At 47.1% G+C, this 23,473-nt stretch carries 18 protein-coding genes; 6 read left to right on the top strand and 12 right to left on the bottom strand.

Translation table 11 applies throughout. The annotated features are described in order from the left end of the window. The first annotated feature begins 279 nt into the window (after positions 1-279). Positions 280-1,236, top strand: a complete 957-nt coding sequence (locus tag C1T21_RS00415) for an L-lactate dehydrogenase (protein ID WP_103046760.1) — start codon at positions 280-282, stop codon at positions 1,234-1,236. A 70-nt stretch (positions 1,237-1,306) separates the two neighbouring features. Here the strand turns inward: C1T21_RS00415 and C1T21_RS00410 are convergent, their stop codons facing one another. Genes C1T21_RS00410 through C1T21_RS00390 form a run of 5 tightly spaced genes read right to left on the bottom strand, consistent with a single transcriptional unit; the run spans position 1,307 to position 5,829 of the window. Beyond that, positions 1,307-2,035 carry an ABC transporter permease gene (locus C1T21_RS00410; RefSeq protein ID WP_103046759.1) on the bottom strand — a complete coding sequence of 243 codons (729 nt, stop codon included), beginning with the start codon at positions 2,033-2,035 and terminating at the stop codon, positions 1,307-1,309. Next, complete coding sequence (locus C1T21_RS00405; RefSeq protein ID WP_103046758.1) at positions 2,035-2,751, bottom strand: ABC transporter permease; 717 nt, start codon at positions 2,749-2,751, stop codon at positions 2,035-2,037. Before C1T21_RS00405 ends, C1T21_RS00410 begins: the two co-directional genes overlap by 1 nt. Then, positions 2,748-3,665 (bottom strand): ABC transporter ATP-binding protein, encoded by a 918-nt coding sequence (locus C1T21_RS00400; RefSeq protein WP_103046757.1) that lies wholly within the window; start codon positions 3,663-3,665, stop codon positions 2,748-2,750. The genes C1T21_RS00405 and C1T21_RS00400 overlap by 4 nt, the downstream gene beginning before the upstream one ends. Positions 3,666-3,724: 59 nt before the next feature. Further along, entirely contained in the window at positions 3,725-5,155 is a 1,431-nt protein-coding gene (locus tag C1T21_RS00395; protein ID WP_103046756.1) for a sensor histidine kinase, read from the bottom strand. Next, positions 5,155-5,829, bottom strand: coding sequence for a response regulator transcription factor (locus tag C1T21_RS00390; RefSeq protein ID WP_103046755.1), 675 nt, complete (start codon positions 5,827-5,829; stop codon positions 5,155-5,157). The genes C1T21_RS00395 and C1T21_RS00390 overlap by 1 nt, the downstream gene beginning before the upstream one ends. A gap of 151 nt (positions 5,830-5,980) precedes the next feature. On the opposite strand from C1T21_RS00390, the gene C1T21_RS00385 reads away from it, so the two are divergent. Further along, the gene (locus tag C1T21_RS00385; protein WP_103046754.1) at positions 5,981-7,735 is read left to right on the top strand and encodes an alpha-glycosidase; all 1,755 of its coding nucleotides are present in this window, start codon (positions 5,981-5,983) and stop codon (positions 7,733-7,735) included. Positions 7,736-7,875: 140 nt separating this feature from the next. Here C1T21_RS00385 and C1T21_RS27135 read toward each other — a convergent pair whose 3' ends face one another. The 4 genes from C1T21_RS27135 to C1T21_RS00370 form a co-directional block, all read right to left on the bottom strand. Beyond that, a complete protein-coding gene (locus tag C1T21_RS27135) occupies positions 7,876-8,028 on the bottom strand; it encodes a hypothetical protein (RefSeq protein ID WP_172828288.1) in 153 nt (50 codons plus the stop codon). A gap of 240 nt (positions 8,029-8,268) precedes the next feature. Beyond that, entirely contained in the window at positions 8,269-9,420 is a 1,152-nt protein-coding gene (locus tag C1T21_RS00380; protein WP_103046753.1) for a response regulator, read from the bottom strand. A 156-nt stretch (positions 9,421-9,576) separates the two neighbouring features. Continuing rightward, positions 9,577-12,723, bottom strand: a complete 3,147-nt coding sequence (locus tag C1T21_RS00375; protein WP_103046752.1) for an ATP-binding protein — start codon at positions 12,721-12,723, stop codon at positions 9,577-9,579. A 162-nt stretch (positions 12,724-12,885) separates the two neighbouring features. Then, on the bottom strand, positions 12,886-16,248 hold the full coding sequence (locus C1T21_RS00370; RefSeq protein ID WP_103046751.1) for an S-layer homology domain-containing protein: 3,363 nt from the start codon (positions 16,246-16,248) through the stop codon (positions 12,886-12,888). A 275-nt stretch (positions 16,249-16,523) separates the two neighbouring features. Here C1T21_RS00370 and C1T21_RS00365 point away from each other — a divergent pair, with 275 nt between their 5' ends. Both C1T21_RS00365 and C1T21_RS00360 read left to right on the top strand, forming a co-directional pair. Continuing rightward, entirely contained in the window at positions 16,524-17,504 is a 981-nt protein-coding gene (locus tag C1T21_RS00365) for an aldo/keto reductase (RefSeq protein ID WP_025722907.1), read from the top strand. Positions 17,505-17,602: 98 nt separating this feature from the next. Further along, on the top strand, positions 17,603-17,977 hold the full coding sequence (locus tag C1T21_RS00360) for a MerR family transcriptional regulator (RefSeq protein ID WP_103046750.1): 375 nt from the start codon (positions 17,603-17,605) through the stop codon (positions 17,975-17,977). Here C1T21_RS00360 and C1T21_RS00355 read toward each other — a convergent pair. Further along, positions 17,974-18,639 carry a methionine ABC transporter permease gene (locus tag C1T21_RS00355; protein ID WP_061831143.1) on the bottom strand — a complete coding sequence of 222 codons (666 nt, stop codon included), beginning with the start codon at positions 18,637-18,639 and terminating at the stop codon, positions 17,974-17,976. The two genes, C1T21_RS00360 and C1T21_RS00355, sit on opposite strands and share 4 nt — an antisense overlap. Beyond that, positions 18,636-19,658, bottom strand: coding sequence for a methionine ABC transporter ATP-binding protein (locus C1T21_RS00350; protein WP_103046749.1), 1,023 nt, complete (start codon positions 19,656-19,658; stop codon positions 18,636-18,638). The genes C1T21_RS00355 and C1T21_RS00350 overlap by 4 nt, the downstream gene beginning before the upstream one ends. A gap of 262 nt (positions 19,659-19,920) precedes the next feature. On the opposite strand from C1T21_RS00350, the gene pdaA reads away from it, so the two are divergent. Both pdaA and C1T21_RS00340 read left to right on the top strand, forming a co-directional pair. After that, positions 19,921-20,718, top strand: coding sequence for a delta-lactam-biosynthetic de-N-acetylase (gene pdaA, locus C1T21_RS00345; RefSeq protein WP_103046748.1), 798 nt, complete (start codon positions 19,921-19,923; stop codon positions 20,716-20,718). Positions 20,719-20,879: 161 nt separating this feature from the next. After that, a complete protein-coding gene (locus tag C1T21_RS00340; protein ID WP_103046747.1) occupies positions 20,880-21,647 on the top strand; it encodes an HAD-IIB family hydrolase in 768 nt (255 codons plus the stop codon). A gap of 69 nt (positions 21,648-21,716) precedes the next feature. On the opposite strand, the gene C1T21_RS00335 is transcribed toward C1T21_RS00340, so the two are convergent. Beyond that, positions 21,717-23,414, bottom strand: a complete 1,698-nt coding sequence (locus C1T21_RS00335) for a glycoside hydrolase family 13 protein (RefSeq protein WP_103046746.1) — start codon at positions 23,412-23,414, stop codon at positions 21,717-21,719. Positions 23,415-23,473: the final 59 nt, after the last annotated feature.

The following is a 23,473-nucleotide window of genomic DNA, read 5'->3' as shown; positions in this document are numbered from 1 at the left end:
ATCAATATAGTTCATGTTATAATTTGCACAGAATTCACCTTAAATATAAATTGAAACATGCTCTCCTATCTTCCAGTAAAAGTATTGATAATTCACGTTCATTCTATAATTAATCCTAAAAAACACCTCTATTCACAGTCATTTTTAATTTCCCGGAATGGAGACAAAAAAATGGATATTTTCAAAAGATCAGCAATATGTTATGTTATGTAACGTAAAATGTATTTCAGGCATAATTTGTAGCATATTAACGTTCGCTGGAACGAGGAGGCAACATAGATGAAGGGGAAGGCAAGGAAAGTAGCTATTGTCGGCGCGGGAATGGTCGGTTCGAGCTGTGCCTACTCAATGGTTAATCAGTCCATTTGTGATGAGATCATGATGATTGACCGCACGTATGATCGGGCTTTGGCCCATGCACTGGATCTGTCTCATTGTATGGATTTTACGTCCACACGTACCAAGGTGCGTGCAGGCACGTATGCAGACTGCACGGATATGGACGTTGTGATTATAACGGCTGGAGCCAACCCTAAACCGGGTCAAGATCGCCTATCTGTGCTGGACGACGCAGTGCTTATTACCAGAGAGATTGTAACCGCGATTATGGAGGGTGGCTTCGACGGTATATTCGTCATTGCCGCTAATCCTGTCGACATTGTAACGTATATGGTACAAAGTATATCCGGTCTACCGCGCAACAAGGTGATCGGTACAGGCACCTCCATTGACTCATCCCGACTCAAGACGTTGCTTTCTGAAGTATTTTCCATAGATCCACGTAGCGTACAAGGGTATGCTCTTGGGGAGCATGGCGAATCCCAATTCGTCGCTTGGTCACACGTTACGATTGGTGGTAAGCCGCTCTTGCACATTTTGCGTCAGCATAAGGAACGATTCAGCCACGTCGATCTGGACGACATTGCCCGTAAAACCAGGGATGCAGGCTGGGAGATCTTCACCCGCAAAGGCGCCACTTATTTTGGTATTGCCAATGCGCTGGCGTACATTACTCGTTCCATTTTAAATGATGATGGTAAAATTATAGCGATCTCTGCTGTATTGGACGGCGAGTACGGGCACACCGATGTCTGCACGGGCGTTCCGGCGATTATCGGCAGCAGAGGAATTCAAGAGGTCATCGAGCTGGAGCTAAGTCCGGAAGAACAAGCGAAGTTCGACGCCTCTTGCCACCTTATCAGCAATAATATCCGTGCCATTTCAGGCTTAGTGTAAACCAATAGCACAGTAAAAACTCCTTACCCTCATTGAGGATAAGGAGTTTTTGCAGTCCCCGTATTTCGCCCTATATCTCTTTATAACGAAATACTGTCAGTCCCGCCAACGTAAATACGACAAAGCTACCTATTATAACCGTCAACAGTGTGTCAGTTGGCACCATGAACGCCCCGAAGTTGTCCCGTCCACTCGGCATCATCGCCAATAAAGGCTGTGTCCATGGATAGTACGGACCGTAGGTTTGAGAATTGGCGACCAGAATATTCGGCACGGTGAAGACGAAATTCAACGCAAGCGGTGCGGCAAAGCTGGACCACAAGAAGGACACCATCAACTGCAACGCAGCCAGCGGCAGGCAGGCTACCCAGCCTGCGAGCAAACTTTGAGCGATCACGGCCCAAGGGATTGGTCCGTTCATGTCCTGCACAGCTCCGACACCCAGCAGCGCTCCTCCGAACAGTAGCTGAGTCAATCCGACCAAGGCCATAATGATGGTCAACTTGGCCGCATACAGACTGGTGCGGGACAATGGCAATGACATGAGTTGCTTCCAACCGCCGCCCCCATGCTCGAATCGGCAGACTAGAGATCCAAATACGGCGGTCAGCATCGGCATGAACAACATGGCATGTAATGTAAGCATGGCAGTCAACAGCAACAGCCAGTTCCCTCCCGGATTCGCCAGCAAGCCAATCAAGACGGCAATCGCCGGGCTGACGAGCGCAAGCAGCCAGACGGGCGATTTGGCCATTTTCAACCGTTCGACAGAAAGCAGCCGTACGTATCCTCCGAACATTACGCCACATCCTTTCGGCTAAAATGAGCCGCTGTCAGCAGGCTGAGAAGTATACCCGTTCCGCACCCGACGGACGCAAACATCCATGCTTGAGGCGCAACCCATGCAAATTGCGGCCAAGCCAGCGGAAACCATTCGGACAGCTGTGAAGCAAACAAGCTGCCAACACCTAACGTAATGCCCAGTGTTACAGGCAGCGCCTGATTATGGAACGTGACCGTTAACCACAACAATAATACGAGCATAGGTAGCGTGCCGCCCAAGGGCCAAAACCCGAGTCGCAGCAGTTCCCCTACGGGTGCGGGCTCTCCCCCAAAGCCAAGAATCATTCCCAACACCCACGTCCCTACCGTTAGGAGTAGACAGGACACGCACAGCATCCCGATCGCCAGCGTCAGCTTCGCCATATAAACACTAAATTTGGAAATAGGCAAAGCCAGCAGCTGCTTCCAGGAGTTAGACGAATGTTCCACATTCGCCAGCATGGAAGCGACCATCGTGGCTCCTAACACCAGCGCAAGGGGGACAAAAATAGCGATGTTATCCATCAAGCCTTCCCATAAACGTCCCTTGTATCGCGGAATCAGATAGTCATAGCGGAGTCCAAAGTTCAGTCCCTGCATCGCTACCAGCCCTAGGGGACCGAGGAACACCAAGAACCAGATTCCCTTTCTGCGTGCTTTGAGCAGATCCGCCGTGAGCGCTCGCAGCATCATAAGGAAGCCCCTCCTTTGCCCACTACCTGCATGAACATATCCTCCAGCGATTTGCGGCGTTCCTCCACACGGTATACGGCATGCGTATTTTCGACCAATCTTCTGACCAGCAGCGCAACAGCCGCATCATTCATGTTCTCGAAATCCAGCGCCGATCCGTCCTTCACTGAATGGTAGCCCTGCTCACGCGCAATCAACTGGGCTGCTTCAGGTTCCGACACTACGATCCGAATCCCGCCTGCGGATTCCTGACGGAGATTATGAATCGTGTTTTGAAAGACCAGCTCTCCTTCACGGATAATACCCACGGTATTCGCCATATGCTCTACCTCGCTCAACAGATGGCTGGATACCAGTACGGTGATCCCCCGTTGCTTGGGCATCGCCTGAATCAATGTGCGCATTTCCTGAATACCCTCCGGGTCCAAACCATTCGTAGGCTCATCCAAAATGAGCACTTCGGGATTCCCAAGCAGGGCTGCTGCAATACCCAGTCTCTGCTTCATGCCCAGCGAGTAGCCTTTGACTGGACGTTTGGCATGCTTGGTCAGTCGGACGACCTCTAACACTTCCGCAATGTTTTGCTTGGGTACATTCAAAATACGGCGAATGGCCTCCAGATTTTCAATTGCGTTCAAATGACCATAATACGAAGGATACTCCACCAACGAGCCGACTTTACGCAAAATATCGAGCTTATGTCTGCGAATATCTTTGCCGAATATACGGATCGTTCCTCGAGTTGGGCGAATAAGTCCAAGCAGCATACGGATCGTTGTCGTTTTCCCCGCTCCATTTGGACCAAGAAATCCGTAAATATCTCCTCGAGCTATTTTCAGGTCCAGCTGATTAACCGCCGCGCGGCCTTTGTATATTTTGCTGAGACTGTTCGTTTCAATAATGTATTCGTTCAAGTTCCTCACCTCGACACCTATCGTAACGTGCCAAGTTTAAAGCCAAGGGAACTCTGAGTTTAAGTTTTGTTTAAAAAACGGATTCGGGTCCCGGCTGATGAACTGATAATCTCCCTCTCCAAATTCATTTCGCGAGCCAGCAGTTCTGTAATCGCCAAACCAATCCCTGCGCCTTTTTCACTGGACTGTTGCTCCATACCGGGCCCTTTATCTACGATAACCAATGCCTCTGTCCCATTATCTTTCTGTACTTGAACACCGATATATCGGCCTGAGGCAGCATGGCGAACTACATTTTGAAAAAGATTGTCCAGCAGACGGCGGAAGCCTTGCTCATCGACATTCCACACCATACTATGTTCGGGCAGGTCGATATCCACTTCAAAGCCCTCCTTTTCCCACACCGGATACCAGCTGGCTACACACTCCCGCACTAACCGCAGGATATCACGCGGTGTGTTATTCATAGTGTATTTTCCACTAGCTAGCAGATTATAGGTGAGCAGATTGTCGATCAGACTCCCAAGGTCTTTTAGCTTGTTTTCCATCAGTGTAATCGACTGCTTCCCTCTACTGCTCAGATTTTCACCATCTAGTGTATACAGATGGCTACGCACGACCGTAAGCGGCGTCCGAATATCGTGTGACAGATCCGCGACCAGTCTCTTCCGCAGCTCTTCCTCCTGACGCTCACGTCCCCGACTCTCTGCCAACTGCTCGACCATTTGATTAAATGCTTCTTCCAGCTTGCCGATTTCATCCGGGCGTCCAGTGGTAACAAGAATAGGCAAGCCATCCTCTCCTCGCTGCGACATGGCGGCCTGAAGCTGCAACAGTCTACGCCGAATGCCTCCAAAAAACAGAAGAGATACGAATATAAAAGCGCCCAGAACCAATACGATAAAAAAGAGATAGTACATGAACATGCTACTATCTGTAGGTGGCTGTTCAAAGAACGAACGGGGCACTTTTAACACCATATAGCCCTGATTCACATCATTCTTGCCCCCGCCAATAAAGGCTACTACCGTAAACGGCCCCTCATAGCTTGCTTGCTTCATAAAAGCTATAGCCTGCGCAGCGTTCCATTGTTTTGGCATGTTAGGTTGTGTCGGTAACTCCAACCTTGTTTTACCTGCGGTATCCACCCAAAATATTTGTGAGTTAGGGAACATATCTTGTTGTATTTTGCGCAGATGGGCTGAGATTTGCTCTGGTGTGGCCCCCTTCAAAGCTACAGCTTCGCGATGCCAGCTATTTTCGGTATGAGAAGCAGAGGGATAGTAAGCGTTTTTAGGCTTGAGCTCCGCCCCCCAATTCAATAACACGCTATATATCAAGGCTGTAGCAGGCAACACAATGGGCAACAGCATCATAGCAACCACAATAATGACCAGATAACGGAACAACAGTGAACTGCGAAACCGACCTCCCTGACCCGGTCTAGAGCTGGGGTGTAGCCTCCTCCAATCCTTACGCGTCCTGCTCATTATGCTTTCACCCGATATCCCACACCACGGATCGTCTCAATGATGCGGGGTGCCGCAGGATCGATCTCCAGCTTTTCGCGAAGGTGTCGGATATGGACCATTAAAGTTTTGTCTCCGTCGATATATGGATCTCCCCACACCGCTTCATACATTTGCTCTTTTGTCATAATTTGGCCTAAATGCCGCAGCAAATAAGCAAAAATGTGATATTGCTTGCCTGTCAGTGTAATTTCCTCCCCGGTATCACGGTTCACAATACGGTTATCAGGAGAAAACACAGAGAGATGCCCCAGTTGTAAAGATTCTTCGGGCACGGTTCCCGATCGGCGCAGCAAAATCTCTATACGTGCTATGAGCTCGTCCGGATGAAAGGGTTTGGTTACATAATCGTCGGCGAAATCCAGTCCTTGCAGCTTATCATCAATGGATGTACGGGCAGACAACATGAGAATGGGAAGCTCCGGGTACTCTTTCTTGAGCCGCTTCCCCATGGTGAATCCATCCAGACCGGGTAACATCACATCCAAAATCACGAGTTGGCACGTACGGGCTGCTTCCACAGCCCCATCCCCGCTGCGAAGCCAGGTTACAGCGTAATTCCGCTCTTCCAAATACTGATACGTCCAAGCACCAATATCCTGGTCATCTTCGATGTATAGCACATTTGTTTTCATAATAGACACCTACTTATCGTTTTTCTTTTATGTAATGGGCATTATAGCATTTATGGTACATGACCCACTTAAAAAGGTTAATAACTACCTTATACGACATACGCTTCACATTTTCAAATTTGAATGCTCGTGAAAAAAGGAGGACTACCCGATGCTGCTGGAAGCGATATACCATCACCCGAAACGCAATTGGGCTTTTGGTTATAATGATGAAACGATATTTCTACGGCTACGTGCGAAGAAAAATGACCTGAATACCGTTCATGCTCTCACCGGAGATAAATACGATTGGGACCGCACCCGACAGCTTGTCCCGATGTCCAAATTCGCTACCGATGGCAGGTTTGATTATTACGAATGCAGCGTAAAACCTACTCACCGTCGGCTGAAATATGGATTTTTGCTAGAAGACGGTGAGGAACGTATTTGGATGAACGAGGACGACTTTACTACCCAGGAACCCCAAAATGCAGATAAACTGTTCCAATATCCGTTTTTGAACCCGATTGATATTCTGAAGCCACCTGCATGGGTGAAGGATGCTGTATTTTATCAGATTTTCCCGGAACGTTTTGCGAACGGTGACCCCTCCATCAGCCCAGAAGGTGCAGAGACATGGGGCGGAACGCCACAAAGAGACAATTTTTTCGGTGGCGATCTACAGGGGATACTGGATCACCTGGACCACCTGAACGAGCTAGGGATTAACGCCATATATATGACTCCTGTCTTCAAGGCAACGACCAATCATAAATATGATACAGAGGATTATATGGAGGTGGACCCGCATTTCGGGGACAAAAAGACATTAAAAAAACTGGTCGATGCCTGCCACGACCGAGGAATTCGGGTGCTGCTTGATGCGGTGTTCAACCATTCAGGACGTACGTTTAAACCGTTCGTTGACGTGCAGGAAAAAGGCGAAGCCTCGCCTTACAAGGACTGGTTCCATGTACATAGCTTTCCCTTGGAAGTGGTGGATGGCACACCGACGTACGATACATTCGGGCTGGAACCGATGATGCCCAAGCTGAACACCGAACATCCTGAGGTGAAAAAGTACCTGCTGGATGTAGCAAAACATTGGATCGAAGAAATCGGCATCGATGGTTGGCGGTTGGATGTGGCAGACGAGGTGGATCACGCCTTTTGGCGGGAATTCCGTACTACGGTCAAGCAGGCCAATCCAGATGCGTACATTTTGGGTGAAATGTGGAATGAATCATCTGAATGGCTTCAGGGGGACCAATTCGATGCAACGATGAATTATCCGTTCACCTACGCGGTAAATGATTTTTTCGTCAAAAAAGTGACCGATGCCCAAAGCTTTGCCTTCGCCATCGGACGACAGCTGGCCCGCTATCCGCAGCAAGCATCCGAGGTTGCCTTCAATCTGCTGGATAGCCACGACACACCGCGCCTGCTGACACTATGCGGGGATGACAAGCGGCTGATGCGACTGGCAGCCCTGTTCCAGTTCACGTACATGGGCGCACCCTGCATCTATTACGGCGATGAGATCGGACTGGATGGAGATGCCGATCCAGGCTGCCGCAAGTGTATGGAGTGGGACACCGACAAACAGGACCGCGAGTTGTTCGACTTTTACCGCGAGCTGATTGCGCTTCGTAAGGGGCACCCGGTCCTCCGTGATCAGGGAAGCATCACTTTTTTGGAGGCACAGCCAGAGGGCACTTCACTTGCCTACGAGCGCCGCAGCGAGGAAGAAGTGCTGCTCGTGCTGCTCAACCGTTCCGATGAGGATCACGTTTTTGAACTGGATATTCCTGAGCAGGAATGGCAATTAGCCTTTGGCGAAAGCCAGTGTTCCAAAGGAGCGAAGGGGTTGCATGCCAAGCTTCCACCCTACGGATACGCTGTACTGAAGGCAGCGTCTGCTCAGTAGAAGAAAGGCATAAGCCTCCATAGGCGGATGCTGATGAAAGTACCTTCCGAATAACGGCAAAAAAGCGAAACCACCAGGAACAAGATAGTTAACTTGTTCCCGGTGGTCTTTTTACGTTGAATATGCGCTTCTATTGTCGATTATTTGTTTTTAACATCTGTTCTTACTACCCCAACATCCGAAGCATTGATCGAAATAGGGTTACCGCCTTGTCCTGTCTGAGCTGAAGAAGATTGTCTGACGTTCACCGAAATTCTTTTATTCTTAAAGCCAGTTCGTCTCGTTCTCCCCAATGCAATACCTCCTTAAATATATACGTGAGTTCCTTAAACCTCTCAATTACGACTCAACCGTGAAGAGATATGCTATATGAATATGCCACTGTAGAAAATAAGTATCGGCGAATATCAAACTTAGAGTAAAGAGGCTCGATGATTCACACAAAAAAACGAAATTTCCATCTATAAAAAAAAGCTCCAAGAGGATATACCCTTGAAGCGTTTTTTGAGCGTTATCTGAGCCAGTACAGCCGTTTACGCAGGTAGCGTCTGTGTTTTCAATTGCACGTACAACTGGTGCGTCACCTGCTGCGGCTCAATACCCAACTCATCTTCCAGTATACGGACGAAGCTTTCATAATGCTTTTGCGCAGCGGTATAATCGCCCAGTTGGGCATAGGCGGTCAGCAGCAGACCGCAGATATCGTCTGAGTACGGCTCCCGTTGCTGTAGGTTGAGCAAGCGCTGAACAGACTGCCGAGTACGACCTGAGCGAAGCTCTTCTCTCGCCAGCTCAGAAGCACACGCCAGATACATACTGCGCAGCTTCTCCCTTTTTGCATACGCCCACGGGTAATCGTGCTCCTCCAGATAATTGCCACGGTATAGTGCCAACAGACTCTCAATACGCGGCTTACCGCCGCTACCGGATGCAGCCCATTCGGATATTCCTCGCTCGAATAGCTCCACATCTGTAATCCAGCCATTGCGGTTCAAGCGGTAGCGATCCAGATTGTATTCCAGCTTCGTATCTTGCATCCGTTCTTTCAACGCCTTGCGGATTTGGTAAATGGACGTGTGCAGGTGAACAACAGCCTTGTCCAAATGATATTCAGGCCACAGCGCATCCAGCAATTGTTCTTTGCTCACCCATTCCCCTTCATGTTGTAATAAGAAGGAAAATAGCTCCTGTGACTTTAATGTGCGCCATTTGAATGGTTTCGCTCCTACGGCTTCCTGTCCATCCTCCAAAATTTCAAGTTTTTGAAAACAACGCACCTTGGGGGATTGCTCTGCTACAACTCCCAAGCTGGAAGAACGGGGATCAGCCAGCGTGGCTACAATCCGATCTAACGTTTTGGATAGCCGCCGGGCATGAACGGGCTTTAACAAGTAATCCAGTGCTTGCAGCTCGAACGCTTCAATAGCATATTCCGAGTACGCGGTCACAAAGACGATATGAATATGGGAATCCAGCTGTTGAATCCACTCGGCGGCCTCCAGACCGTTCATCTCTGGCATTCCGATATCTATAAAAACAATATCCGCACGTTCTGACGCCAGATGATCCAGCCCCGCTTGTGCAGACGTATATTTGCCCATTACCGTTAACCGTCCGTCCGCCTCCAGCAACCGTTCCAAGTAGGTTAATGCCGACCTCTCATCATCAATCAAAATCGCCTTCATTTGTGTCCGTGCTCCCTTCCTGCTGCAACCATCCATCATGATGCTCTATCTACATGCTATCTGCTTTATCCTTACGAATTTTAATTTCTTATATTTTATATATCGTATCGTCGCGGGCGTGACATTAGCTTTTCCGACAAATGTACTGTACTTTTTTTATTCATCGGTATTCCGGGGCGAAATCGTTTCCGGCACACGGAAGCTTACCGTCGTCCCTTGCATAGGATTACTTTCAATCCGCAATCCTTCTCCATACATATGGATAAGACGGCGATGGATATTACGCAGTCCCACGCTGGAAGATACATGATCCTCCGACAGCAGCTGTTCCAGTCGCTCGGACGGAATCCCTACGCCGTCATCGGTCACGCTGACCACAAAATCGGTTCCATCCTCCTGCACAACCACTCGCACGGTTCCACCTGTTGCCCGTTGCATCACACCATGCCGTATCGCATTTTCCACGATGGGCTGAATGCTTAATGGCGGGATGAGCGACCGGATGTTCCTTCCTACCTCTACGGTCACCTGCAAACGTTCTTCAAATCGCGCTTTTTCCAGTGCCACATACGATTCTACCAATTCCAACTCCTTGGATAACGGCACCGTATTCTCCCTGTTCTGAAAATCAAAACTGCCCCGCAAATACTGACTCAGCTCCATGAGCAGCTCCGCTGCTTTGTCCGGATCTACGGCTACAGTCGACACAATAACATTCAAGGCATTGTACAGAAAATGCGGCTTGATTTGTGCCTGTAAAAAGGCCATTTCCGAACGCACCGCTTCTTCTGCCGAATGACGCATGTTCAACAGCGTGCGCACACGCGCCTTTAATTCCTCAGCATCAACAGGCTTACGTAGAAAATCATTCGCTCCCGCCATAAAACCTGCGCGGATATCACCGGGCAGGTCGCGTGCCGTCAGCAGCAATACCGGTAGCTCGGACAGGGAATACCGTTCCCGTATCCGTCGGCACAGCTCAATACCGGACATTTCCGGCATCATCCAATCCGTAATGACTAGGTCAAATCGGGAATTGCCATTCAGCATGTGAAGTGCCTCCTCGGCATGATCCACAGCCACCACGCTACAACCTGTGGTATATAATAGCTCCTCCAGCACCCGAAGATTAACCTCATCATCATCTACAGCCAGCACTTTGTAAGGAACAGTCTGAACTTGCTCCAGTGCATCTTCTTCATGCGGAATCACATTCTGACCCGACGTCACACCAGGCTGCAATATAACCGCAGACGAAACATCTTTTTGAGCTTCATGTGCCAACGTTCCGGTCTGCGCTAAGGGCAGTGTAAAATAAAAGGTCGAACCCTTGCCCAATCTAGATTCTACCCGGATATGACCACCATGCAGCTCCACCAGACGACGGACTATGCCTAATCCAAGCCCTGTTCCACTGTATCCTTCATCTTCAGCATTCGCCCCTCGGTTAAAAGGTTCAAATATATGCGAAAGATGCTCCTGGGCAATACCGGACCCGGTATCCTTCACACTGATTTCCATTTCACGATTCCCCGCTTTGGCAGAGATTACAATTTCGCCTTCCTCCGTAAATTTCACCGCATTACCCAATAAATTGTACAGAATCTGACTCAGCCGATCCTCATCCGCATCCACCTTGGGCAACGAATTGGGCCATTCTTTGACGAATTGAAGCTTTTTCTTACCCACCGTATGACCCAATACCTCCAGCACGGAATTCACAGCTGCCTGTACATTGACAGGCCGACGATTTAAGGCTAATCTTCCATTTTTTAAATTAGAAAAATCCAGAATATCGTTAATTAAATAAGAAAGTCTCCGTCCTACATTCGCAATCAAGGCCAAATTGTGCTTTTGCGGCTCATTGAATTGTGTCCCGTAGCGGTCTAGCATGGATTGAGCGATATTAATAATTCCATGCAGAGGAGTGCGCAGTTCATGTGACGTGTTCGCCAGAAATTCGTCTTTTAACCCATCCAGTGTTAGCAACCGTCTTGACAGGTTCTCAACCTCCATAAACGAATGTACAAAACGTTTGGCCAGCAGGAGCGTTTGAGCCAATACGAATATGAGCATTTCATAGGCTGTCACCCCACGCACGTCTCCCCAGCCCAGAATATACACAAAACTAGTCACTACAATCATAAGAATGCTCATAATACTAATGACTAGCAGTGCAGCGTCATCCGTCCGTTGAAGAAGCCCACGAATCAAGATCAGTAATACATATCCCACACTGACTACACCAAAAAGAAGAATAAACGCTTCAAAGGATGAGAGTATCAGTGTAGGCAACAATAGCCCCATACCCAGCATCAGTGCGGTTGTAATATGATAGAGGCGCAGCGCGATCCGATTCATAACAATCTGCGTCGAAAGATGAACATAGCGGATCAGAAAATAGTAGAACAGCGTTGAAGAGAACGACTGTATTTTCAGTATCCATTCATAAGGTAAGTCCGGTATTCCCCAAACCAGCAGCTTTTCTCCATGTGTCAGAATATAAAATAAAGCCGCGATACAAAAACATCCTAAGTAAAGCAATGCCTTCTCCTTTTTACGTAAAAGGTATAGCATGATAAAAAATACGGTAGGAATAAAAAATCCTGCTATCAGTACGGTGTCCTCTGCCATTGCAATTTCCCGGCTATGCGTAATACTCTCGTAATCCCCAAATAACAGTGGATAAATGATTCCACCGGAGGAGTAGCTATAATTAGCCACATGCACGGTAATATCAGCCGAATGTCCATCTATCGCTGCAAATCCAACATAGGGAACATTGCCCTGCTTGCCCTTGTCGGCAGAAACAGAGGGAATACCACTTGCTCTCACGTTTTCTCCGTCAATCCATACTTGACTGGCGCTGCGAATGTTTTGCATATAGATGCCGTACAGATTTTCCGCTTTTTCAGGCAACAGCACACGGATATGATAGGTTCCATATCCAGTCGCCTGTCCCTTAGGCATCCACTGATTCCATCTACCAGGCACATCCACAATCTTGGCAGAAGTACTCGTTTCCAGGCTCAACTCTGAAAAACTCTGATGATTTTCCCAATCCTTATCTTGTTGCATTTCATGAAAGGATGAAGGTTGCACAAGCTGATTGGGGTAAAATTCCCACTCCCCTCCCAGCTGTACAGGGCCTTCCTTTTCAGGGTCCCAATTACGCAAATCAATAACACCGTTGTGAGCTTTCCAATGACTGTTTCCGGATAAAACACCCGACACTAACGGATACACCGGCAACGCAACCGCAAGCAGAAGTATAATAAAAAATAAAACCCCCTGTTTTTTCATAAATCCTCCGCTCTTTTCAATATCGTCTATCTTTTAGTATCGGTTATTCTAACCAGCTGTATTAGAAGCACTGCCCATGCAAAAAGGGACGCCCGCCGCAGACAAAAATCTGTGCGGAATCGTCCCCTTCTATACACCCTTGTACTTCCTGCATTTCCCTTATTAAGGAATCATAACGTCATCAATACTACCGCCAGGAATCGAGCCTGAATCGTCTCCGCTGTTATCGCTCGGTGGCGTTGCTCCACCGTTGCTATCGCCGCTTCCTGTTCCGCTGTTGTCGCTTGGTGGTGTTGTTCCACCGCTGCTGTCGCCGCTTCCTGTTCCGCTGTTGTCGCTTGGTGGTGTTGCTCCTCCACTGCTGTCGCCGCTTCCTGTTCCGCTGTTGTCGCTTGGTGGTGTTTCTCGACCGTTGCTGTCACTGCTTCCTGTTCCGCTGCTTTGTTGCTGGCTGGCTACAAAATCTTTATACTCCTGAATCGCATCTTCCAGATTCATATAATTTTTCTTGATTTCCGGCATAGGATAATACTGGTCCAGACGATTGTATGCATCCACTACTCTGTGAAAGTAGACCGTTGTAGGATCTGTACCATTTGCTGTGAGCAGATTGTTCGCAATTGCCTTCAGCTCATTGATATCAAGATCAGTTACGATCCATTTGGATTGGTAGTTCGAAAGTGCTGTAATCAAATCTGTGTTAGCCTGGTCTACCTGCAGCTGTGTACTATCCGAATTATTAAGCACAAGGCTTGCCTGATTAATTTGTCCTTGAAGTTCTTCGTTATCTTGATCGGTATAATGACGTCCGAACGTCTGAACTTCATTAATAGCTAAATTTATGTTGATATTCAACAACGTGGTATCCACTGCTACTGGTGCAGCATATTGGCTCTGTACCTGTTGCAACTCCTCGTATACAGGAACAACGTCTTGCAATTCAAAGTTGGGCAACCCCAAGAAGATGGATGCATGCTCTGATGCAGAAGACAAGGCTTGTTGGGCTTCAGCGTTTAATGCGCCTGAATTGTGCATCAAAATTTCATTGATTGATGTCTGCATTTCAATGATTTCGTTCCTCAATTGTAATCTTTTCTCGTTATATTTTTCAATATAGGTCCCTTTAGCCTGACTTAATTGATTATAAGAGATCACCAATTGCTCCTCAGGAGTAAACGGCATAATGAGTGCAAAGTTGGCTTGTCCTGTTTGTTGCTCTAAAGACAGTATTTCCGTATTCAAGTAATTACGAGCAACAGGGTTAGACAGCAGTTTTAGATGAATGTCTTGAACCAGCTGTTGCAGTTTTTCCCGAGTTGTAGCAGGTACTGGCGCAGTGAATTCCGCAAGTCTTTGACTCAGCTCCATGTTCAAGGTCAATACGTCCTGCTGCGTCATAGCCGTATGCATCTTCTCTGTATATTCCTGAATGAGGTTGGCCAGTTCGGCATTTTGAGAGCCATTCTGATCGTAGATAACCTCCGCTTCTTGTAAAGTATTTTTAAGTACTGAGAAGTCCGCTGCTTGCAGTGCCATGAATGCTTCTGTGGTACCTTCTATTTTTTGTGTCCATTCGTCCAACTGCTCCGTTGTAGTTAATGGGTTCACATATACATTTAATCCTTCTCTCACTAAGGACTTGTAACGCGCTTTGTCTGTTTTCAAATTCTCCACACGATCCGTTACATCGAGAAAATGCAGATAGGCATCTCTGAGTTTTACTGATGCATTGTAGACTTCAATTACTCGACGCAAGCTTTTTACTTCCCGATCCACAATATTTTGAGGCGCATTCCCTTCCAACACATTGTTGCCAAATTGAATAGCTTGACTTAGTGATTCATCCCAAAGAGGCGGGAATTCGTCGCCAACTATTCGGTTTTGTTCAAGGGTAGTCGAAGCTACCTGAATCAGTCTAACTAATTCCTGTGTTCCAATCACCGGTTCTGTGACTGAAGCTGTGTACACAGAAACATCCTGTTTCAATGTGCTGAGCGCTTGATCTACTTCTGCCTGTGTAGCTGCTGTATTGTTCAGTACCAGCATAGCTTGATTGATTGCTATGGACAGGCTTTCCTTCGCTGCGGCCGTGTAAAGTGCCTGATCCGGTCCACCCTCACCTGCACGATCCAGCAGTTCTTTGGCTGCATGGACTTCTGCCTCCAGCTGACTGCGGTCTACGTTGACAATGTCACTGTTGTGTTTTTTCTTATCTTTGCTCTCTGTTTCCGTGACAACCGATCCAGCAGAGGACGAGTTCGTCGTGCCATTCACGAGACTAACAGCTTCTTTCATCGCATCATAGTTAATGATAACATCCTGCGGCTGTTTTTGTTCCGGCAGGTTAAGCTGGTTGATTGTAGCTCCCTTGGCAAGTGTAATAAAAGGAACGCCCACATATTGTGATGCATCCAGCAAACCAATACTACCGCTAACCAACAGCTTGCCCAGTCCCTGTTGCAACGAAACGCGGCTAATCGCGGCATTTCCCTCGGTCACGATCGATGCATCATTTTTCAGCGTCAGGTTGTCGATCTTCGTCGTCCCGGTTGCTGTCAGCTTTGCATCCTTAGAGCCCAGCTCCACACCGGACCATGCCGTATTTTCCAAAATGGCCGATACAGGCTGAGTCCCTGAGCCTTTGATTTCCAATACGCCTGTGGAGGACATGTTCTTCAAGGTTACCGAACCATTGACGATCAGGCGTCCTTCAAAAGATACACCCTTACCGTCAAAAACGCCGCCGTCTGCGTTAATTTCCAGCTTATTTACACCTGTCAGTGTACGCAAATTACGGTTAAGGTCGAATTTTGCCCCTTTTAATACAGCTTTGTTATTTTCACCAAACAAACCTTGCAAAGATCCTTCCAACTGGTACGGGATATTTCCGATTCGAACGGTATTGCCCTCTGATTTCACTTCTCCTACCGGATGATCCAGCAGGCTGACGAATACTTCTGCACCACTCTCCCGGTTCAATGGATTTTTCAAATCCGTTGCAGAAGCATCCTCTGATAACAGACCATAAGAGCGGGCAACCTGAACTGCATTTTGCTGTGCATTCGCTGTGCTGGCATCCTGTAAGTCCATTGCACGTACTAACGATACGATCAGTTCTTCCTTGGTAATGGCATCCCCCGGACGGAACAGTTCCCCGTTGCCTGTCATATACCCGGCTGCACGTACAGCCTCAATATAGGGAGCGCCCCATGCATCGGACGATACATCCATAAAAGAAGTTTGCGGCTGATTGTTAACTTCCAACTGGAACAGACTGCACAAAATTTTAGCCGCTTCTGCGCGGGTCAAATTCTTTTGTGCCATAAAATCGCCCTGCTTACCGCCTGTCAACAAACCCAAGGTGCGAGCTTGTGCTACAAATCCAGTTTCGCTTTGCGTATCTGCTGTCGCTGCAAAAGCAGTCTGGACGCCGCCCACCCAAGGCAGAGATATGATTGAACCTGAAGCAATACCCAATACCATCGCAGATGCAATCCATTTATTTCGATTTACAAGTTTCAACATTTCCACTCCTAGACAATATTTATTGGCATATAACCTGTTTTATCAAAGTCTTTAGTCATGTTTAGTTCTACGGATTATGCAACCAAGGAACTATGCTAAGAGAATTATACGAAGTCCCACTGAACCAATTCTGAACAATTAGACCTATATGAAGGCATCACGCAACAAAATCGCTTGACTTGGAGTGAACTCCAAATGTAATAATATCCGGTGTAAGTAGCTGGAGTAGACTACATTTGAAGAAAACAATATCTAGGAAAGCGAGGTATAATCAAATGGACTATGTGAAACTTGGAAATACCGGCTTGGATGTATCCCGGCTCTGTCTTGGGTGTATGGGCTTTGGGGTTGCAGAACGGTGGATTCACCCATGGATACTAGATGAAGAGCGCAGTCGTCCCATTATAAAAAATGCCCTGGAGCTAGGTATTAATTTTTTTGATACCGCGAATGTATATTCAGATGGAACTAGCGAAGAAATTGTTGGACGGGCTTTAAAGGATTATGCGAATCGAGATGAAATTGTCCTCGCGACCAAGGTTCATTTCCGTATGCATCAAGGCCCGAATGGTGCGGGACTTTCCCGAAAGGCTATCATGAGTGAAATAGATAAGAGCCTTAAGCGACTGGGGACAGATTATGTGGATCTGTACCAAATCCATCGCTGGGATTACAATACCCCTATTGAAGAGACGATGGAAGCATTACATGATGTTGTGAAGGCCGGGAAGGCAAGATATATTGGTGCTTCTGCCATGTACGCATGGCAGTTTCTGAAGGCGTTACATGTCGCTGAAAAGAATGGATGGACCCGATTTGTATCAATGCAGAATCATTTAAATCTCTTATATCGGGAAGAGGAGAGAGAGATGCTGCCGCTTTGTAAGGAAGAAAAAATCGGTGTGATTCCATACAGCCCGCTTGCAGGTGGAAGGTTGACGCGTGATGCGCAGGAAACAACACATCGTTCCGAAACCGATCAAGTTGCGAAATCTAAATACGATGCGACTGCAGATACCGATCGATTGATCGTGGAGCAGGTTGCGGCAATCGCAGAAAAACGTGGAGTTCCCCGCGTTCAAATCGCACTTGCCTGGTTGCTACAGAAAGAACCGGTAACAGCTCCGATTATCGGTGCTACGAAAACGTCTCATCTTGAAGATGCAGTAGCTGCTCTTTCGATTACGTTAACACCTGAAGAAATCGCATTGCTGGAAGAGCCGTATGTTCCTCATCCGGTAGTTGGCGCTCAGTAAATATGGATGAAATGACAGTTTCGAAATAAGAAACGACAAGAACGCCCTATCCATTTACATAGGGCGTTTCTTGATCAGAATCAGGAGGTGAAGTCTGCATGTTGATCGCAGAAGTAAGCAAAAAATTTGAACTATCTCAGGATACACTCCGCTATTATGAACGCATCGGACTTATTCCGCGTGTGAACCGTAATAAAAGTGGCATCAGGGATTACACGGAAGAAGATTGCAGATGGGTTGAATATATTAAATGTATGCGAGGCGTAGGACTTCCCATTGAAATTTTGATTGAGTATGTTAGGTTATTCCAGCAAGGTGATGAAACGATAAATGCTAGAAAAGAACTCCTAATGGAGCAGCGTAAGCAGCTCATTGCAAAAATGAAAGATATGGAAAATGTGTTGGAACGCATGGATTATAAAATTACAAGCTATGAACAGACAATAGGTGAAAAAGAAAAACGTCTAATTTAACCCCTGCGTGCTTTACGGGACAATAGGTTTCCCAAGGACTGAACACCTTGAACAAACAAGACTAGAATGATGACGGTAATCAGCATAACCAGCGTATCAAAACGTTGATAGCCATATGCGATCGCCAGATCACCAATTCCGCCTCCGCCGACCGCACCAGCCATAGCAGTAGCACCAATCAGACCAATGGCTGCTGTCGTTAACGACAAAATTAAAGAACTGAATGCCTCAGGAAGCAAAAAGTATCGAATGACCTGGAACGGCGTCGCCCCCATCGCATCTGCTGCCTCCAGTATCCCCGGATTTACCTCCAACAGCGAGTTTTCGACCAACCTTCCGATATATGGCGCAATATATATAATCAAGGGGACAATTGCCGCACTGGTACCAATGGATGTATTCACAATCAGACGGGTTAATGGAATGATCGCAATCAGCAAGATAATAAACGGTAAGGAACGAACAATGTTAATGATTGGATTCAAAATATTGTGCAGCCATTTGTTCTCCAGAATTCCGCCCGGACGGGTGATGACGAGTAAAATACCGATAGGGATACCGATCAGGGCGCCAATGAATAATGATATGCTGACCATGAGCACGGATTCATACAAAGCTTCCCACAGTTGATCCCAGGTGATCGTGGTTCCTGTAATCATCATAGACTCTCTACCTCCTGAATATGAACTCCTTTGCTCTTGAGAAAATCAACAGCCTGCTGAACGGCATGCTGTCCACCGCGCAGTTGGAGTGTCATATAGCCAATTGTCGTTTCTTGAATCTCCGTCATGTTGGCAAACAAAATGTTCACGTGGATATCATGCTGCCGAATCAATTCATGAACCACCGGATCAGAAGCAACCTGCCCTATAAATTCCAGCTTGTATATTCGCTGTGATTCTTGCTGTTCGAACGTTTGCAGCACACTTTCGGGTACCGTATCGTGAATGACCGTGCGTACAAAGCTCTGCGTCGTCGGGTGCTGCGGTTGCCCGAATACCTCCAGGACATTACCCTGCTCGATGATTTCCCCCTTTTCCATTACGGCTACCTTATTGCAAATCCGCTGAATCACCGACATCTCATGGGTGATGATCAAAATGGTGATCTTGTATTCCTTATTGATTTTGCGAAGCAAGTCGAGAATTGACTGTGTGGTCTGCGGATCAAGTGCCGAGGTTGCCTCATCACAGAGCAAAATGGATGGGTTGCTCGCAAGCGCCCGTGCAATTCCGACACGCTGCTTTTGTCCGCCGGAAAGCTCGCTGGGGTAGCTATTCGCTTTGTCCGACAATCCTATGAACGCCAAGAGCTCTTTTACACGCCCCTCTATTTCCCGTTTGTTGCGCTTAAGCAGCACCAACGGAATTGCAATGTTGTCGAACACTGTTTTCGATTCCAGCAGATTAAAATGCTGAAAAATCATTCCGATCTTCTTCCTTACCTTCCGCAGCCCAGAGGTCGAGTAGGTATTTAACTGTTCCCCCTCAACAAGAACCTCTCCGCTGGTTACTTTCTCCAGACGATTGACCAAACGGATCAGCGTACTTTTCCCTGCGCCACTGAATCCAATAAATCCGAAAATATCTCCTTTATCCACTTTGATATTTATATTTTTTAACGCTTCAATACTTAGACCTTTTCTCACATAGGTTTTGGATACATTCCTAAGTTCAATCATGAGTCCTAACTCCTTCCGTTCTCACAAGTATGTAAGATGTTCTGAGCTAATTGCTTTTCTTTGGCATGAACGATCGAATTAAATCCGAGTATTCTAGTAAGTTTTATAAAGTATACTACTTCGATTTAATATTCATGTCAATATGTGTTTTGAGTCTGGTTAGTTCATGTCCTTGCATAAATCAGCATGATATTGCAGATGGTATGAAATATGCCGAAGCATACACACCTTACCCGAACGGGACGGAAGCGGAGGAACATAGATGAAGCGAATATTTACCTTGTGGCTATGCGTTGCAGTTATGGGGATGTTGGCAGTTACGGCGGAACCCGCATGGGCTACTCAGACTGTTGACGGACAGCCTTATCATTTTGGGTTTAAAAAAAGTAAGGGGGGGGAGCTACCTTCCATCGCACAAGAAGGCTTTATGCAACTAATCGAAAGGCAAGGTGGCATCTTTCTGGGGGATACGACTAAAAAAGAATTATTTCTCACTTTCGACAACGGCTATGAGAATGGGTATACTCCCAAAGTACTGGATGTATTGAAGGCCAAAAAGGTTCCAGCCGCCTTTTTTGTGACGGGGCATTTTGTAAAAGACCAGCCTGTTTTGATGCGACGCATGGCAAGTGAGGGTCATATTATCGGAAACCATTCATGGAGCCATCCTGATATGAGCACCATTTCTTCGGCAGAGATACGGTCTGAGCTGGATCGGGTACGAAATGCATCGGCGGAGCTAACCGGGCAAAAAGAAATGAAATACGTCCGGCCGCCTCGCGGCATTTTTAGTGAAAAAGCATTGGCTTCCTGTCGAGAAGCCGGATATACGAGCGTATTCTGGTCTGTAGCTTACAAGGACTGGGACACAAATATTCAGCAAGGAACGGACTATGCCTATCGTCAAGTCATTCGTCAGCTCCACCCTGGTGCGGTCATTCTGCTCCATTCCGTATCCAAGGATAATGCCGAGGCGCTTGGTTCTATCATCGACGAGGCCCGCAAGCAAGGGTATGAGTTTAAAAGTCTAGACGACCTTAAGGTGAAACATTATCACTAAATAGTAATTGAATTTAATGAGTCCATATCATAATGAGCCCGATCCACACCTGCCCATGGTAGCCAGTGTGAATCGGGCTTTTTAGTTTACGACCAAGGAAGGTAATGGATATAATGACTGTAAGAAATGAATTGGAAAGCACTATTTTTTGGAGGTACATCATGCATTTTGTATTTGATCTGGATGGAACGATTTGCTTCAAGGGGCAGTGTGTATCGGATAAGATTGCAAGCTGTCTGGAACAATTGTCCCAAGCGGGACATGAAGTCATTTTTGCCTCGGCACGGCCGATTCGCGACATGTTACCCGTACTTCCTAAACGCTTTCACACCTATGCTCTGATTGGTGGCAACGGCTCTATGATCTTCCAACAAGGCAGTATAACTCACGTGGAATCCTTTTTACCGGATGTGAAAAATGCCCTGCTCGCACTACTGGAGGAACACCAAACCACCTACCTGATTGACAGCGAGTGGGATTATGCATATACGGGTGCAGATGATCATCCTATACTCAACAATGTGGATATCAGCAAGTTGGCGCAAAAGCTACCTTTGGCTTCCCTGAAATCCATCGTAAAAATGCTCATTTTAACTGCTGACGATATGGATGAGCTGGCCGCCAAGCTTTCGCCGCTCGGCGTAGTCATCCATCAACACCGTAATGAACAAGTGCTGGACATCAGCCCGCAAAATATCCATAAATGGAACGCGCTTCAGAAGCTTGGTGTGCAGCCCTGTCAATTTATCGCCTTCGGCAATGATGCGAATGATATTCCGATGTTCAGGGAGGCACACCATGCCGTCATGATTCATCACCATGCTGAACTGGCTGCCTTCGCGACTGAATCGATCCCTAATGAGGGGGAAAATCAAGAAGACCAGATTATCGCCAAAATACGTGAGTTGGCTGAAACAGTTACCATTTAGCCAAACGCCAAGAAAGGGAAGGTCTCTATGAACCTTCCCTTCCTTTTACCATTCTAAAGATAGCAACGCCTATTGCATGGTTAGCTTATACACCCTGGCTTCATAAGGGCGCAACTTCAAGGCATGCAGTTGTTCCCCTTGAACCAGCTTGTAGTTGGACAGCAGCAGCTCCGCCTTAGCGACAGGAAAGTCCTCCTCGGGCCAGTGGTACACCGGATCACGGTCAAAGAAATTCAAAATGACCAGCAGACGCTCTTCTCCCAACATACGAGTGAATACATACAGCTCCGTATCCAGCGGCAACAGCAGCTTGTATTCGCCATAGACTATGACCTCATGTTGTTTGCGCAGAGCAATCAACTTGCGATAATAGTGGAAAATCGAGTCCGGATTATTTCTTTCTGCCTCTGCATTAATGTGTGTATAGTTATCGTTAATCTTCATCCACGGCTCTCCATCGGTAAATCCGGCTGAAGGTCCAGCATTCCATTGCATAGGAGTACGCGCATTATCCCGACTTTTCCGCCAGATCTCTGCCATAATCTGTTCCTCGGACTCACCGATCTTCCGTTGTTGCTCATAATAATTCAACGTTTCCACATCCCGATAATCATCAATGGACGGGAATGCAATATTCGTCATCCCAATTTCCTCACCCTGATAAATATAAGGCGTACCCTCTAGCATATGCGTGAAGGTTGCCAGCATTTTGGCCGACTCCACACGATATTGTCCATCATTCGCAAATCGCGAGAGGGCCCGCGGCTGATCATGATTGTTCAGATAATTGGCATTCCATCCTTCCTCATGAAGCACTGTCTGCCAGCTGCTCATTATTTTTTTCAGCTCCACCAGTGTCCACGGCTTGGATTTCCATTTTTCTGTCCCTAGCCCTTGGGCATCAATAAACATGTGTTCAAACTGGAAAACCATATTCAGCTCATGCCGCTGGTCCCCCACATAATCAAGCGCCTGTTCCGGTCCTAAACCAGACGTTTCGCCAACTGTCATTAAGGGATAACGCTCCAGTAATTTTTCATTCAGCATCCGTAGAAGCACATGTACCTGTTCTAGATTGGAAAAAAGCTGATAGGCACGTACCAAGGTTCGTTTGTCAGGATTATCGGCATCCGGCAGCCCTTCGGCTTTGACAATATGGGCAATGGCGTCAAAACGGAAGCCATCAACTCCCTTTTTCAGCCACCATTCCACCATGCGGTAGAGCTCGCCCACCATCTCTTCATTTTCCCAGTTCAGATCTGGCTGATGCTCGGAATACAGATGCATGTAATATTCGTCTGTAAGCTTGTCATATTTCCACACTGAACCGGAAAAATACGATTCCCAGTTGTTCGGATATCCGCCATTTTTGCCTGTTCGCCATATGTAGTAGTCCCGCTTCGGATTATCCTTGGACGAGCGTGACTCCGTAAACCACGGATGCTCATCCGATGTATGGTTTAATACCAAATCCATCATGATTTTGATGCCTCGTTCATGCGCCTGGTGAAGCAGTTCGTCAAAATCCTCCATTGTTCCAAACTCATCCATAATGGCATAATAATCACTAATATCATATCCGTTATCGTGATTGGGCGATTTATATACCGGACAAATCCAGATTACATCAATACCCAGCTCACACAAATAATCCAGCCTGGACAAAATACCTCGTAAGTCCCCTTTACCGTCTCCGTCAGAATCCTGAAAACTGATCGGGTAAATCTGATATACAACGGCTTCCTTCCACCATATTTTTCTAGGCATGTTTCCCTCCTGTAGCTTCTCTGTACATCCAATAGCTTATGCTCTTAACATACACGCAA

This window comes from Paenibacillus sp. F4 (assembly GCF_002894905.1).
In the GTDB taxonomy this organism is placed as follows: Bacteria; Bacillota; Bacilli; order Paenibacillales; family Paenibacillaceae; genus Paenibacillus; species Paenibacillus polymyxa_B.
This window is presented reverse-complemented; position numbering and strand designations above follow the sequence as displayed.